The sequence below is a fragment of the Variovorax humicola genome, assembly GCF_037889915.1.
Lineage (GTDB): Bacteria > Pseudomonadota > Gammaproteobacteria > Burkholderiales > Burkholderiaceae_C > Variovorax > Variovorax humicola.
Genome location: NZ_JBBKZV010000002.1, coordinates 148,674 through 163,450, shown reverse-complemented (window position 1 = coordinate 163,450; position 14,777 = coordinate 148,674). Strand labels below are relative to the sequence as shown.

The 14,777-nt window shown below is 63.5% G+C and carries 13 protein-coding genes; all 13 read left to right on the top strand.

Annotated elements, in window-relative coordinates; all coding sequences use genetic code 11:
• The first annotated feature begins 53 nt into the window (after window positions 1–53).
• The 13 genes from WKW80_RS04525 to WKW80_RS04465 all read left to right on the top strand — a co-directional run bounded on the left by WKW80_RS04525 (window position 54) and on the right by WKW80_RS04465 (window position 14,723).
• On the top strand, window positions 54–1,697 hold the full coding sequence (locus tag WKW80_RS04525) for a 3-(methylthio)propionyl-CoA ligase (protein ID WP_340362354.1): 1,644 nt from the start codon (window positions 54–56) through the stop codon (window positions 1,695–1,697).
• A gap of 178 nt (window positions 1,698–1,875) precedes the next feature.
• Window positions 1,876–3,117, top strand: a complete 1,242-nt coding sequence (locus WKW80_RS04520) for a branched-chain amino acid ABC transporter substrate-binding protein (protein WP_340362353.1) — start codon at window positions 1,876–1,878, stop codon at window positions 3,115–3,117.
• 94 nt (window positions 3,118–3,211) lie between these two features.
• Window positions 3,212–4,159, top strand: a complete 948-nt coding sequence (locus tag WKW80_RS04515; protein WP_340362352.1) for a branched-chain amino acid ABC transporter permease — start codon at window positions 3,212–3,214, stop codon at window positions 4,157–4,159.
• A 3-nt stretch (window positions 4,160–4,162) separates the two neighbouring features.
• Window positions 4,163–5,458 carry a branched-chain amino acid ABC transporter permease gene (locus WKW80_RS04510; protein WP_340362351.1) on the top strand — a complete coding sequence of 432 codons (1,296 nt, stop codon included), beginning with the start codon at window positions 4,163–4,165 and terminating at the stop codon, window positions 5,456–5,458.
• A gap of 13 nt (window positions 5,459–5,471) precedes the next feature.
• The gene (locus WKW80_RS04505) at window positions 5,472–6,242 is read left to right on the top strand and encodes an ABC transporter ATP-binding protein (RefSeq protein WP_340362350.1); all 771 of its coding nucleotides are present in this window, start codon (window positions 5,472–5,474) and stop codon (window positions 6,240–6,242) included.
• Window position 6,243: 1 nt separating this feature from the next.
• Window positions 6,244–6,939 (top strand): ABC transporter ATP-binding protein, encoded by a 696-nt coding sequence (locus WKW80_RS04500; protein WP_340362349.1) that lies wholly within the window; start codon window positions 6,244–6,246, stop codon window positions 6,937–6,939.
• Between the two features lie 211 nt (window positions 6,940–7,150).
• The gene (locus tag WKW80_RS04495; protein ID WP_340362348.1) at window positions 7,151–9,256 is read left to right on the top strand and encodes a 3-hydroxyacyl-CoA dehydrogenase NAD-binding domain-containing protein; all 2,106 of its coding nucleotides are present in this window, start codon (window positions 7,151–7,153) and stop codon (window positions 9,254–9,256) included.
• A gap of 19 nt (window positions 9,257–9,275) precedes the next feature.
• Window positions 9,276–10,748: a M20 family peptidase gene (locus WKW80_RS04490; protein WP_340362347.1), complete on the top strand. Its 1,473-nt coding sequence runs from the start codon at window positions 9,276–9,278 to the stop codon at window positions 10,746–10,748.
• Window positions 10,749–10,779: 31 nt separating this feature from the next.
• Window positions 10,780–11,955: an acetyl-CoA C-acyltransferase gene (locus WKW80_RS04485; RefSeq protein ID WP_340362346.1), complete on the top strand. Its 1,176-nt coding sequence runs from the start codon at window positions 10,780–10,782 to the stop codon at window positions 11,953–11,955.
• 2 nt (window positions 11,956–11,957) lie between these two features.
• On the top strand, window positions 11,958–12,413 hold the full coding sequence (locus tag WKW80_RS04480) for a PaaI family thioesterase (protein ID WP_340362345.1): 456 nt from the start codon (window positions 11,958–11,960) through the stop codon (window positions 12,411–12,413).
• The gene (locus WKW80_RS04475) at window positions 12,410–14,242 is read left to right on the top strand and encodes an acyl-CoA dehydrogenase (RefSeq protein WP_340362344.1); all 1,833 of its coding nucleotides are present in this window, start codon (window positions 12,410–12,412) and stop codon (window positions 14,240–14,242) included. The genes WKW80_RS04480 and WKW80_RS04475 overlap by 4 nt, the downstream gene beginning before the upstream one ends.
• Window positions 14,242–14,445 (top strand): hypothetical protein, encoded by a 204-nt coding sequence (locus WKW80_RS04470; RefSeq protein WP_340362343.1) that lies wholly within the window; start codon window positions 14,242–14,244, stop codon window positions 14,443–14,445. Before WKW80_RS04475 ends, WKW80_RS04470 begins: the two co-directional genes overlap by 1 nt.
• Entirely contained in the window at window positions 14,442–14,723 is a 282-nt protein-coding gene (locus WKW80_RS04465) for a Dabb family protein (RefSeq protein ID WP_340362342.1), read from the top strand. The genes WKW80_RS04470 and WKW80_RS04465 overlap by 4 nt, the downstream gene beginning before the upstream one ends.
• Window positions 14,724–14,777: the final 54 nt, after the last annotated feature.

Below are 14,777 nucleotides of genomic sequence, written 5' to 3'. Positions count from 1 at the left end.
CAATACTGCGCGCTGGTCCGATTGATCGACTGCCGGAACTAGGAGGATTTTCGATGCTGGGTTTGATGCAAGACCAACCGCTGCTGATCTCGTCGTTGCTCGAGTTCGCAGAGCGCCATCATCGCGACGCGGAGATCGTCTCGCGCCGTGTCGAGGGCGACATCCACCGCTACACCTGGGCCGACATGGCCGTGCGCGCCCGCAAGGTCGCCAACGCACTGGACCAGGAAGGGCTGCTGTTCAGCGACCGCGTGGCCACGCTGGCCTGGAACGGCTATCGGCACCTGGAGGCGTACTACGGTGTCAGCGGCACGGGTCGCGTGCTGCACACCATCAACCCGCGCCTGCATCCAGACCAGATTGCATGGATTGCCAACCATGCCGAAGACCAGATCCTGATTTTCGACCTGAGCTTCCTGCCGCTGGTGCAGGCGGTGCATGCGCGCTGCCCGACCATCAAGAAGTGGATCGTGCTGTGCGATGCCGACAAGGTTCCGGCAGACACCGGCGTTCCGGGTCTCGTCAGCTATGAGGCCTGGCTCGCGCCGCACTCCGGCGACTATGCCTGGCCGAGCTTCGACGAGAACTCCGCTTCGAGCATGTGCTACACGAGCGGCACCACTGGCAACCCGAAGGCCGCGCTCTACAGCCATCGTTCTTCGGTGCTGCATGCCTACGCCGCCGCGCTGCCCGACGTGATGTGCCTGTCGGCGCGCGACTCGGTCCTGCCGGTGGTGCCGATGTTCCATGTCAATGCATGGGGCATTCCGTACTCGGCCGCGCTGACCGGTTGCAAGCTGGTGTTTCCGGGCGCATCGCTCGACGGCAAGTCGGTCTATGAACTGATCGACACCGAGAAGGTGACCTTTGCCGCAGGCGTGCCCACGGTCTGGCAAATGATGCTGAGCCATATGCAGGCCAACAACCTGCGCTTTGCCACGCTCAACCGCACGGTGATCGGCGGCTCTGCCTGCCCGCCGGCGATGATCAAGGCGTTCCGGGAGACCTACGGGGTCGAGGTGCTGCACGCCTGGGGCATGACCGAGATGAGTCCGCTCGGCACGCTGTGCACGCTCAAGAACAAGCACCTGGCGCTCTCGCCCGAGGAGCAAACCGCCATCCGCCTGAAGCAGGGCCGTGCCATCTTCGGCGTCGACATGAAGATCGTCGATGGCGACAACAAGGAGCTGCCCTGGGACGGCAAGGCCTTCGGCGACCTGCTGGTGAAAGGCCCCTGGATCGTCAAGGAATACTTCAAGGGCGAGGGCGGCGACCCGTTGATCCCCGACGAGGCCGGCCGCGGCTGGTTCCCCACCGGCGACGTGGCCACCATCGATGCCGACGGATTCCTGCAGATCACCGACCGCAGCAAGGACGTGATCAAGTCCGGCGGCGAGTGGATCAGCTCCATCGAGATCGAGAACATCGCCGTGGCGCATCCCGCGATCGCCATGGCCGCTTGTGTCGGCGTGTTCCATCCGAAGTGGGACGAACGCCCCATCGTCACCGTGGTCAAGCGCCCCGGTGCCGAGGTCACGCGCGAGGAGTTGCTCAAGTTCTACGAAGGCAAGACGGCCAAATGGCAGATCCCCGATGACGTGGTATTCCTGGACGCCATTCCGCTGGGCGCGACCGGCAAGATCCTGAAGACCAAGTTGCGCGAGCAGCTCAAGGGCTACAAGCTTCCCGGCCTTTGAGCGGTGCGCGCCGCGGGGCGCCGGCGCGGCGCGATGCTACCGGCCGGTAGCACCGCGTGTCGCATGGGCGATAGAAACGTGCGTTTCGGCCGGGCGCTTACGGGCATTCCCTGTGCATCGCAGCAGGAAAGGCTCGTACTCTCGCATCCACTTTTCTGAACCCTTGTGGAGACTTTCGATGAAATTTGCCCTGAAGTTCCTAGCCGGCACGGTCATGTTGGCCGCCGCGGTCGGTGCATTTGCCCAAAAGGGTGAAACCGTCAAGATCGCAATGATCGAAGGCCTCTCCGGCCCCTTCGCCAATGTGGGCCAGAACCAGCTCAAGAGCTGGCAGTTTGTCGCCGAGAACCTCACTGCCGCCGAGAATCCGGCCGGCGTCAAGTTCGAGATCGTCGGCATGGACAGCAAGAGTTCGCCGCAAGAGGCGCTGAACCTGCTGAAGGCCGCCAGCGACCAGGGCTTCCGCTACGTCACGCAAGGCAACGGCTCGAACGTTGCCGTTCCGCTGTCGGACGCCGTCGGCAAGGCCAACGAGCGCAATCCGGGCAAGGAAATCGTCTACCTCAACTACGCGGCGGTCGACCCCGTCCTGACCAACGACAAGTGCAACTACTGGCACTTCCGCCTCGACGCCGACACGTCCATGAAGATGGAAGCCCTGACCAGCTTCATGAAGGACCAGCCCAACATCAAGAAGGTCTACCTGCTGAACCAGAACTACTCGCACGGCCAGCAGGTCGCCAAGTATTTCAAGGAAGGCCTGGCGCGCAAGCGGCCCGATGCGCAGATCGTGGGCGACGACCTGCATCCGCTGGGTCAGGTCAAGGATTTCGCACCCTACGTGGCCAAGATCAAGCAGTCGGGCGCCGACACGCTCGTGACCGGCAACTGGGGCCAGGACATGACCCTGCTGATCAAGGCGCTGAACGACGCCGGCCTGAAGATTCCGGTCTATGCCTACTACGCCGGTGTGTCGGGCACGCCCACGGCGCTGGCATCGGGCGGCGATCTCGAGGTCTATCAGATCGCTTACAACCACTCGAACTACACCGGCCGCATGAACCAGTTGATGGTCGACTTCCAGAAGAAGTTCAGCGACGACTTCTATACCTTCTCGGTCTACAACGGCCTGGTGGCGCTGAGCAATGCCATGGCCAAGGCCAAGTCGACCGATCCGATCAAGGTGTCGGCGGCGCTGGAAGGCCTGAAGTTCAGTGGCTTCAACGGCGAGAGCGAAATCCGCAAGACCGACCACCAGATGCAGCAAGGCCTGTGGATCTCCAAGTGGCAGAAGGTTGACGCGAAGAACAAGTACAACGTCGAGAAGACCGGCTACACCTTCGTGCCGGTGAAGTACCTCGAGCCCTACGTCGCGAGTACGCCGACGTCGTGCCAGATGAAGCGTCCCAACGCAGGCTAAAGTTCCGTGAACCTGAACGCCGGCGGGTGATGCAAGTCGCTCCCCGGCGTTTTTTCATGGGTTTCCAATAACAATTGAACGAGGGTGGCGTGCAATGGAATTCTTCGTCATTTCGCTCCTGAACGGCCTCAGCTACGGGCTGCTGCTGTTCATGTTGAGTTCCGGGCTTACCTTGATTTTCAGCATGATGGGCGTGCTGAACTTTGCGCACACCAGTTTCTACATGCTGGGTGCCTATTTCGCATTCACGATTTCCGGAGTGGTGGGCTTCTGGCCGGCGCTGGTGATTGCGCCACTGGTCGTGTTCGTGCTCGGCGCAGCCTTCGAGCGCTACTGTCTGCGCCGCGTGCACAAGTTCGGGCATGTGCCTGAACTGCTGGTGACCTTCGGCCTGTCGTACCTGATTCTTGAAGTGGTGCAACTGATCTGGGGCCGTTCGGTGGTGCCTTACGGCCTGCCGCCCCAATTGGAAGGGCCGCTGTTCACGATCTTCGGCACGCAGTTTCCGAAGTCGAAGTCGTTCATCATGCTGGTGGCAGTGCTGATGCTGGTGTCGGTGTGGCTGCTGCTGACGCGCACGCGCATCGGGCTGGTGATCCAGGCGGCGCTCAAGCATCCGGAGATGGTGGAGTCGCTCGGCCACAACGTGCCGCGTGTGTTCATGCTGGTGTTCGGCGGTGGCGCTGCACTGGCGGGCCTGGCGGGTGTGATCGGCGGCAATACCTACGTGACCGAGCCGGCGATGGCCGGTGCCGTGGGCTCCATCGTCTTCGTGGTGGTGGTGGTCGGCGGCATGGGATCACTGGCTGGCGCTTTCCTGGCGTCGCTGCTGATCGGCGTGCTGCAGACCTTCGCGGTGGCGATGGACCAGTCGATTGGCGGCGCGTTCCAGTCGCTGGGCGTGGCGGTGACCGACAAGACCTTCGGCTATGAACTCCTGCAACTCAAGATCTCGCAGATCGCGCCGATCCTTCCTTATCTATTCCTGGTGCTGATCCTGATATTCCGCCCCAAGGGCCTGCTCGGCACGCGGGAGGACTGACGCATGGACAACTCGATTTCCAATCGCTCCAAACCGATGAACGTCAGCCGCGTGGTGATCTGGTCGCTGTTCGCGATCGCGATGATCGTCGCGCCGCTGATCTTTCGCAGCAGCCTCGCGCTGACGATCCTCTCGCAGATGGGCTATCTGATCATCATCTGCCTCAGCTACAACATGATCTTCGGGCAGGGCGGCATGCTGAGCTTCGGTCATGCCGTCTACACCGGCATGGGCGCTTTCATCTCCATCCATGCAATGAACCTGGCAGCCGAAGGCAGCTTCAAGGTGCCGCTGGTATTGATTCCGCTGGTGGGCGGCATCGGGGGCATGTTCTTCGCCATCCTGTTCGGCTTCGTGACCACCAAGAAGGCGGGGACGACATTCGCCATGATCACGCTGGGCATCGGGGAACTCGTGGCCTCGATGTCGCTGATGTTTCCAGGCTTCTTCGGGGGCGAGGGCGGGGTCACGAGCAACCGGACCTACGGCACGTTCCTGGGCGCGACGTTCGGCCCGCAGATACAGGTGTACTACCTGATCGCGGTCTACTGCTTCATCTGCACGGCGTTGATGTTCGCCTTCACCGGCACGCCGCTCGGCCGCATCCTGAACGCGGTGCGCGACAACCCGGAACGGGTCGAATTCATTGGCTACAACACGCAGCGCGTGCGCTACTTCGCGTTCATCATTGCGGGCTTCTTTGCGGGCATTGGCGGCGGCCTGGCGGCCATCAACTTCGAGATCGTGAATGCGAGCGACAGCCTGAGCGGCGTGCGTTCCGGCGGCTATCTGCTGTTCACGTTCCTCGGTGGTGCCACCTTCTTCTTCGGCCCGATCATCGGGGCGGTGTTGCTGGTGCTGGCGTCCGTGCTGCTGTCGGAACTCACCAAGGCCTGGTTGCTGTACCTGGGCCTGGTGTTCCTGCTGATGGTGATGTTTGCGCCGGGCGGCGTGGCCAGCCTGGTGATGATGAACCTCCGCGTGGCCAGGTTCGGCAGGTTCAAGCCGTTCTGGATCCTGTACGCGGGATTGATCGTCACGGGCGCGTTCCTGGTCGTCGGTGCGGCTGCGCTGGTGGAAATGGTCTACCACGTCCAACTCAATGCGGCACTCGGGCCGGAAGTGCACTTTGCAGGTTTGACGCTCGACACCTCCAGCCTGGGCAGTTGGCTCGGCGCGGCGGCCGTCGCACTGGTCGGGCTGGGCCTGATGGAAATCGTCCGTCGCAAGTTCGCGCGCGCCTGGGGCGCCGCGCAGGAATTCATCGAGGCAGAAATCAAACGCAGGGAGGCTGCATAAGCAGGGCAACGGCATGACTTACGCACTCGAAATCAAGGACTTGCGCAAGAGCTTCGGCAAGACCGACATCATTCGCGGCATCAACCTCGCGGTGAACACCGGCGAGCGCATTGCGGTGATCGGCCCGAACGGGGCAGGAAAGTCGACGCTGTTCAATCTCATCAGCGGCCGACTCATGCCGAGCAGCGGCGAGGTGTTGCTCAATGGCCAGCTCATCAACGGCAAGAAGCCATATGAGATCAACCGGCTCGGCCTGTCGCGCAGCTTCCAGATCACCAACATCTTTCCGAAGCTCAGCGTGTTCGAGAACCTGCGGTGCGGGTTGCTGTGGCATCTGGGTTATCGCTACAGCTTCCTGCGCTTCTTGTCGAACCTCGACGATGCCAACGCGCGGACGGAAGAACTGGTACGCCAGATCGGGCTGGAGAAGAAACGCAATGTCGAGGCGGTCAACCTGACCTATGCCGAGCAGCGCGCGCTGGAAATCGGCGTGACCATTGCCGGCGGCGCGAACGTGATCCTGCTCGACGAGCCGACGGCCGGCATGAGCAAGACGGAGACTTCGCACTTCATCGCGCTGATCAAGCACGTGACCGTCGGCAAGACGCTGCTGACCGTGGAGCACGACATGGGCGTGGTGTTCGGCCTGGCCGACAAGATCGCCGTGGTGGTGTATGGCGAGGTGATTGCCTTCGATACGCCGGCGGCCGTTAGGGCCAATGCGCGGGTGCAGGAGGCCTACCTGGGGTCCTCTGTCGCTGACGCGCAGGGGGCAGGGCACTGATATGCTGAAACTACAAGACATCCACGCCTACTACGGCAAGAGCCATGTGCTGCATGGCGTTTCCTTCGAAGTCGGCAAAGGCGAGATCGTCGCCCTGCTCGGCCGCAATGGGTCCGGGCGTTCGACCACTGCCAAGGCCATCATGGGCCTGGTGTATGCCGAAGGGCAGATGGAATGGAAGGGCCAGGACATCCTGCGCAAGAAGGCCTACGAGATCGCGCACCTGGGCCTTGGCTACGTGCCCGAGAACCGCGACATCTTTCCCAAGTTGACGGTCTCGCAAAACCTGCTGCTGGGGCAGAAAGGCAGTGGCAAAGGCAGCCGTTGGACCTTCAAGGACATGTACGAAATGTTCCCGCGCCTGAAGGAGCGGGAACACACCGAAGCCGGCGTGCTCTCGGGCGGCGAGCAGCAGATGCTGACGCTGTGCCGCACCCTCATGGGCGACCCCGACCTGATCATCATCGACGAACCGACCGAGGGCCTGGCGCCCAAGATCGTCGAGCTGGTGGGGCAGTATCTGCAGACGCTCAAGAGTCGCGGTATCTCGGTGCTGCTGATCGAGCAGAAGCTGACCATCGCGATGCACATCTCCGACCGGGCATTGGTCATGGGTCATGGCAGCATCGTGTTCGACGGTACGCCGGACAGCCTGCGTGCCGATGCCGCCATTCGAAAAGAGTGGCTTGAAGTCTGAATCCGCGAACGGCGATTTCAGGGGGTCTTTTGGCTTTTGTCCCGATAGCGACTGGACCGAATTTCGGCGGTCATCGGAAACGCCTAGAATTTCAAGAAAAAAGAACACTCGTGCTTTTCGGCGACGGGTGAGTGCGTAGCTCGACAGGCGCGGGCTCGCGCTCATCTGCTCACACTTCGATTTTTCACCTTCCCATCCAAAGGAACGCAGCATGACGGCTGAATACAAGGTGCTCGGCGAAATCGCCGTGATCACCATGACCAATCCCCCGGTCAACGGTCTCGGTTCTTCGACTCGCGTCGGCATCACCGACGGGCTGAGCAAGGCCAACGACGACCCGGCCGTCAAGGCCATCGTCATCACCGGCGCCGGCAAGGCGTTTTCGGGTGGGGCGGACATCAAGGAATTCGGTACGTCCAAGGCGCTGCAGGAACCCAACCTGCTGAGTGTCATCCTCGCGCTCGAAGCATCGACCAAGCCCATCGTGGCGGCGATCCATTCGGTGGTCATGGGCGGCGGCCTGGAACTGGCCCTCGGCTGCCACTACCGCGTGGTGGCTCCGGGCACCAGCGTCGCGCTGCCGGAAGTCAAGCTCGGCCTGCTGCCCGGGGCGGGCGGCACGCAGCGCCTGCCGCGCGTGCTCGGCGTGGAGACCGCCCTCAACATGATCGTCAGCGGCGAACCGGTGAAGAGCGAATTGCTCGCATCGGCGCCTGGCCAGAAGCTGTTCGACAAGCTGGCTGCATCGGCCGAATCGCTGTTCGACGAAGCCGTCGAGTTCGCGAAGTCGGTCGCCGGCAAGCCCGCCGCCGAGTTGCCGCTGGTGCGCAACCTGCCGTGCAAGCATCCCCAGGGCGATGCGTACTTCCAGTTCGCCAAGAACATGGTCACCGGCATGTCGAAGAACTATCCCGCACCGCTGAAGTGCCTGGAGGCCGTGCGTGCCGCCACCACGATGAAGTTCGACGACGGCATGGTCGAGGAACGCCGCCTCTTCACGCAGTTGATGCTGTCGCCCGAATCGTCGGCGCTGCGCCACCTGTTCATGGCCGAACGCGCAGCGAGCAAGATTCCCGACGTGCCGGAAGACACGCCGCAACGGGCGATCAAGACGGTCGGCGTGATCGGCGCCGGCACCATGGGCGGCGGCATCTCGATGAACTTCCTGAACGCGGGCATCCCCGTCAAGATCCTCGAGATGAAGCAGGAGGCGCTCGACCGCGGCGTGGGCACCATCAAGAAGAACTACGAAGCCCAGGTCAAGAAGGGCAAGCTGAAGCAAGACAAGTACGAGCAGCGCATGTCGTTGCTGTCGACCACGCTGAACTACGACGACCTGAAGGACTGCGACCTCATCATCGAGGCCGTCTTCGAAGAGCTCGGCGTGAAGGAGGCCGTGTTCAAGGAACTCGATCGCATCGCCAAGCCCGGCGCGATCCTGGCTTCCAACACTTCTACGCTCGACGTCGACAAGATCGCCGCTTTCACCAAGCGCCCGCAGGACGTCGTCGGCACGCACTTCTTCAGTCCGGCCAACGTGATGAAGCTGCTGGAAGTCGTGCGCGGCAAGGAAACGGCCAAGGACGTACTCGCCACGGTCATGGCCATCGGCAAGAAGATCAAGAAGACCTCGGTGGTATCGGGCGTGTGCGACGGCTTCATCGGCAACCGCATGATCGAGCAGTACTCGCGTCAGGCCGGCTTCCTGCTCGATGAAGGCGCAACGCCGCAGCAGGTCGACAAGGCGATCGAGAAGTTCGGCTTTGCGATGGGCCCGTTCCGCATGGGTGACCTGGCCGGCAACGACATCGGCTGGGCCATCCGCAAGCGCCGCTCCGTCGAGCGCGCCGACATGAAGTACAGCCGCACCGCCGACAAGCTCTGCGAACTCGGCCGCTTCGGCCAGAAGACCGGGGCAGGGTGGTACGACTACCAGGCCGGCAAGCGCGATGCGATTCCGTCGGACCTGGTCAACAAGATGATCGAGGACCACCGCAAGGAACTCGGCATCACGCCGCGCAAGATCTCCGATGGGGAGATCGTGCAACGCCTGGTCTACGCGCTGGTCAACGAAGGCGCGCGCATCCTCGAGGACGGCATTGCCAGCAAGTCCGGCGACATCGACATGGTGTACCTGACGGGCTACGGCTTCCCGATCTACCGCGGTGGCCCGATGCACTACGCGTCGCAAGTCGGCCTCTACAACGTGGCCGAGGCGATGAAGCGCTTCGCGAAGAACCCGCGTGACGATGCGGATTTCTGGCAGCCCGCGTCGCTGATCCAGAAACTGGTCGCCGAAGGCAGGAATTTCGGCTGATGGACGAGAGACCGCAACCGTGACCAAACGAATTCTTCAGTTCCTGCTGCTGGTGATATTGCTGCTGGCGGCGGCGGTTGCGGTCAATACGTGGCGCACGCCGTCACGCCAGCTTGCGGTGGCTGCAACGCCCAAGCCGGCCATCGACGCGGAGGCGGCCGCCAGGCGGTTGTCTGCCGCGATCCAATTTCGCACGGTGTCGAGCCTCGACGATCCCAAGGGGAACGACGTTGAGTTCGACAAGCTGCATGCCTATCTCGCCGAAAAGTTTCCGAAGCTGCATGCCACGCTGAAGAAGGAAGTCATCGGCGACAAGGCCCTGCTCTATACGTGGCAGGGCACCGATTCGAACGCCAGGCCGGTCGCGCTGATGGCGCACCAGGACATGGTGCCGATCGCACCGGGCACCGAAAAAGCCTGGAGCACCGACCCGTTCAGCGGCGAGATCAAGGACGGCTACGTCTGGGGCCGCGGCACGATCGACAACAAGGGCAACCTGCTGTCGCAGATGGAAGCCATCGAAATGCTGATCGGCGAAGGCTTCAAGCCGAGGCAGACGATCTACCTCGTGGCCGGCGATGACGAGGAAGTCACCGGCCTGCGCGGTGCGAAGCCGATCGCCGAGTTGCTGAAGTCGCGCGGCGTGGAACTCGACTGGGTGCTCGACGAAGGCCTGCTGGTTCTCGATGGTGTGCTGCCCGGCTTGAGCAAGCCGGCCGCGCTGATCGGCCTGGCCGAGAAGGGCTATGCGACCTTCTTCCTCACGCTCGACGTGCCTCCGAGCCACTCGTCGATGCCGGCGCAACACACCGCCATCGGCGGCATGAGCGCGGCGCTGGCCAGGCTCGAAGCCAACCAGATGCCCGGCGGCCTCACGGGTGTCGCTGGCGAAATGTTCGGCATCCTGGCGCCCGAGATGGCGGGCGTGAACCGCGTCGTGCTGTCGAACCTGTGGCTCACCGGTCCGCTGGTCAAGAGCCAGCTCGAGAAGAGCCCAAGCAGCAACGCGATGCTGCGCACGACGACCGCGCTGACCATCATCAACGCAGGCAACAAGGACAACGTGCTGCCGGGCCATGCCGAGGCCGCCGTCAACTTCCGCGTGCTGCCGGGCGATACGCTGGCCAGCGTCGAGGGGCACCTGCGCAAGGCCCTGGACAACGACGCGATCAAGATCAAGGCCTACCCAGGCAATGCCGAACCGTCGCCGGTGTCGCCGACCGACAGCACTGGCTATCGCACGATCGAACGGACGGTGCGTCAAAGCTTTCCCGACGCCGTGGTCGCGCCCGGCCTGATGACCGCCGCCACCGATTCGCGCCACTTCAGCATCATCAGCAAGGCCGTGTTCCGCTTCTCGCCGATACGCGTGAAGGCCGAAGACCTGCAGCGTTTCCATGGCACCGACGAACGCGTGTCGATCGCCAATTACGCCGAGATGATCGGCTTCTATCACCAGTTGCTTCGCAACACCGCGCAGCAGCCCCAGTAACCGTTCCAACCATCGCTTAAAGGACATCACCATGACCAGCGCCGTCATCGTTTCTACAGCCCGTACGCCGCTCGCCAAGAGCTGGAAGGGTGCCTTCAACATGACGCACGGCGCCACGCTCGGCGGCCACGCGGTGCAGCACGCCGTGCAGCGCGCCGGCATCGACCCGGCATCGGTCGACGACGTGATCATGGGTTGCGCCACGCCCGAAGGTGCGACCGGCGGCAACATCGCGCGGCAGATCGCGCTGCGCGCCGGCCTGCCCATCACGACGTCGGGCATGACCATCAACCGCTTCTGCTCGTCGGGCCTGCAAACCATTGCCACGGCCGCGCAACGCATCATTGCCGGCGAAGGCGACGTGTATGTGGCCGGCGGCGTCGAGAGCATTTCCTGCGTGCAGAACGAAGCCAACCGCCACATGGCTGCAGACCCGTGGCTCGTGAAGCACAAGCCCGAGATCTACTGGAACATGCTGCAGACCGCCGAGAACGTGGCCAAGCGCTACAGCATCGGCCGCGACGCGATGGACGAATACGGCGCAGCAAGCCAGCAGAAAGCCACTGCCGCGCTGGAAGCCGGCCGCTTCAAGGACGAGATCGCGCCGATCACCGTGCTGGCCGGCGTCGCCGACCCGCAACTCGGCTTGCGCACCAAGGAAGTCACCATCGAGAACGACGAAGGCATTCGCGCCGGCACGACCAAGGAAGGCATTAGCGGCATTCGTCCGGCGGTTCCTGGCGGCCTGATCTCGGCCGGCAACGCCAGCCAGTTCTCGGACGGCGGCGGCGCATGCGTTCTGGTCCATGAAACCTATGCGCAGCAGAAGGGCCTGAAGCCCCTCGGCCGTTTTCTCGGTTTCGCGGTCGCTGGTTGCGAGCCTGACGAAATGGGCATCGGACCGGTGTTCGCTATTCCCAAGGTGCTGAAGAAGCTGGGCCTCACGGTCAACGACATCGACCTGTGGGAACTGAACGAAGCCTTCGCCGTGCAGGTGATCTACTGCCGCGACAAGCTGGGCATCCCGGCGGACCGCCTGAACGTCGACGGCGGCGCCATCGCCGTGGGCCACCCCTACGGCGTGAGCGGCCAGCGCCTGACCGGCCACGCGCTCATCGAAGGCAAGCGCCGCGGCGCGAAGAAGGTCGTGGTCACGATGTGCATCGGCGGCGGCATGGGCGCTGCCGGCGTGTTCGAGGTCCTGTGATCATGTCGGGTGGTGACCAGCAAGTCTCGCCCGATGCCTTTCTGGCGATGGGTCGCGAGGTGATCGCCTCGCAGCCCTTCAGCGTGCTGATCGGCGCCGAGTTGCATGCACTTTCGCGCGGCTACATCGAGCTGCAGGTGCCCATCTTCGACAAGCTCAAACAGCAGGACGGGTTCGCGCACGGCGGAGTGGTCAGCTACCTCGCGGACAACGCGCTGACCTTCGCCGGCGGCACCGCGATGGCCGTGCCGGTCGTCCTCTCCGAATTCAAGATCAACTACGTGCGGCCGGCCATTGGCGAGCGCCTGATCGCGCGTGCCCGGGCGGTTCACTTCGGCAGTTCGCAAGCCGTTTGCACCTGCGAGGTCTTCGCGGTGCAGGACGGCGAGGAAAAGCTCTGCGCGCTCGCGCAGGGCACCATCGCGCGCTTGCCAGACCCTTCACAGAAATCGACATGAGCCTTCGTTCCACTCTCGACTTCCTTCTCTACGACTGGCTGCAGGCCGAGTCGCTCAACCAGCGCGAACGCTTTGCCGACCATTCGCGCGAAACCTTCGATGCAGTGCTCGACACCTGCGAGCGCATCGCGCGCGAGAAGTACGCCCCACACAACCGCACCGTCGACACGCAGGAGCCGCGTTTCGACGGCGAAAAGGTGATCCTGCCGCAGGCCACGCATGACGCGCACAAGGCCTTCGTCGAGTCCGGGATGATGAGCGCGGCGCAGGACTACGAGATCGGCGGCATGCAGTTGCCCTTCACGCTGCAGGCGGCTGCGAACAGCTTTTTCGCGATGGCCTCGGTGAGCATCGGCTCGAACATGCTGACCAGCGGCAATGCCAACTTGCTGATGGTGCACGGCACCGAGATGCAGAAGGAAGTGTTTGCGAAGAACGAGTTCTCGGGGCGCTGGGCCGGCACGATGTGCCTGTCGGAGCCGCAAGCGGGTTCGTCGTTGAGCGACGTGGCGACGCGCGCCGTGCCCGATGGCGCCGACTTCCAGGATGACCCGCTCGGCCCGCGCTATCGGCTCACGGGCAACAAGATGTGGATCTCCTCGGGTGACCACGAACTCACCGAGAACATCGTGCACATCGTGCTCGCCAAGATCCCCGATGAGAACGGCAAACTGGTGCCCGGCACGCGCGGCATCTCGCTGTTCATCGTGCCGAAGCGCATGGTCGACACGCAAGGCCGACTGACTGGCGAACGCAATGACGTGGCGCTGGCCGGCCTCAACCACAAGCTTGGATGGCGCGGCACGACCAACACCTTGCTGAATTTCGGCGAAGGCAAGTTTCCGGTGGAGGGCAAGGCCGGCGCGGTCGGCTATCGGGTCGGCGAACCCGGCAAGGGCCTGCACTGCATGTTCCACATGATGAACGAGGCGCGTATCAGCGTCGGCACCGCCGCGGTGATGCTCGGCATGGCCGGCTACTACGCCTCGCTCGAGTACGCAAAGACACGTCCGCAAGGCCGCCCCGCAGGTCCGGCCGGCAAGGACTCGGCCAAGCCGCAGGTCCGAATCATCGAGCACGCCGACGTGCGCCGCATGCTGCTGGCGCAGAAGTCGTACTGCGAAGGTTCGCTGGCGTTGTCGCTGTACTGCGCGAGGCTGGTCGACGAGCAGAAGACGGGCACGCCGCAGGCCATCGACGACGCGCGCCTGCTGCTCGAAGTGCTTACGCCGATCGCCAAGAGCTGGCCCAGCGAGTGGTGCCTGGAGGCGAATTCGCTGGCGATCCAGATCCACGGCGGCTACGGCTACACGCGCGACTTCCCGGTGGAGCAGTACTGGCGCGACAACCGGCTGAACATGATCCACGAAGGCACGCACGGCATCCAGGCGGCCGACCTGCTGGGCCGCAAGGTGCTGATGGAAGACGGTCGCGGCATGAAGCTGCTCGCGGCCCGCATGCGGGAGACGATGGCGCGCGCCGCCAAGGTTCCTGCGCTGGCCGCGCATGCGAAGGCGCTCGGCGAAGCGCTGCAGCGTGTCGGCACCGCCACGCAGGCCGCCTGGTCGACCGGCGATCCGCGCTCCGCGCTGACGAACGCCGTGCCCTACATGCAGGCATTTGGGCATACCGTGTTGGCCTGGATCTGGCTCGATGTGGCGACGCGCGCACTCGAGCTCGATGGGACCAGTGCCGCGCCGGCAACTGCCGGCAAGACCGGCGCCGCCGGCTATTTCTTCCACTACGAGTTGCCCAAGATCGGCGCCTGGCTCAACGTTGTCGAAAACCGCGATCCGACTTGCACCGAAATGCCGGAGGAGGCATTCTGATGGCCGCCAATCCACATGCCCGGCTGGAGAACTGGATCTGGATACTGCTCTATGGCGGGCTGCTGCTCGTGATCCTCGGCATTGCCACCGGCCGCATCGAACCGTTCACCGGCTGGCTGCTGGCCATTCCCGGCGCCGTGGCCGCAGTGGTCGGCGTGGTCCTGATCTATGTTCGTTCCCGACTGAAAGACGACAAGCCATGATCAAACACATCGTGATGTGGAAGCTGCTCGACGCCACGCAGGCGCCCCGCTTCAAGGCCGAACTCGACTCGTGCAAGGGGCTGGTGCCCGGCATGCGCGAATTCGAGGTCGCGACGCGTGTCGACGGGCTGGAGGCCAACCACGACGTCGTGCTGTATTCGACCTTCGATGACGCCGCCGCGCTCGAGGCCTACATCGTCCATCCGCACCACAAGAAGGTGTCGGCATTCCTCGGCACCCTGCGTGAATCGCGCGCGGTCCTCGACTACCAGGCCTGACCCGCGTCAGGCTTCACGGGTCGCGCCGATGGATTCGCGCGCGGCCCCCATCAC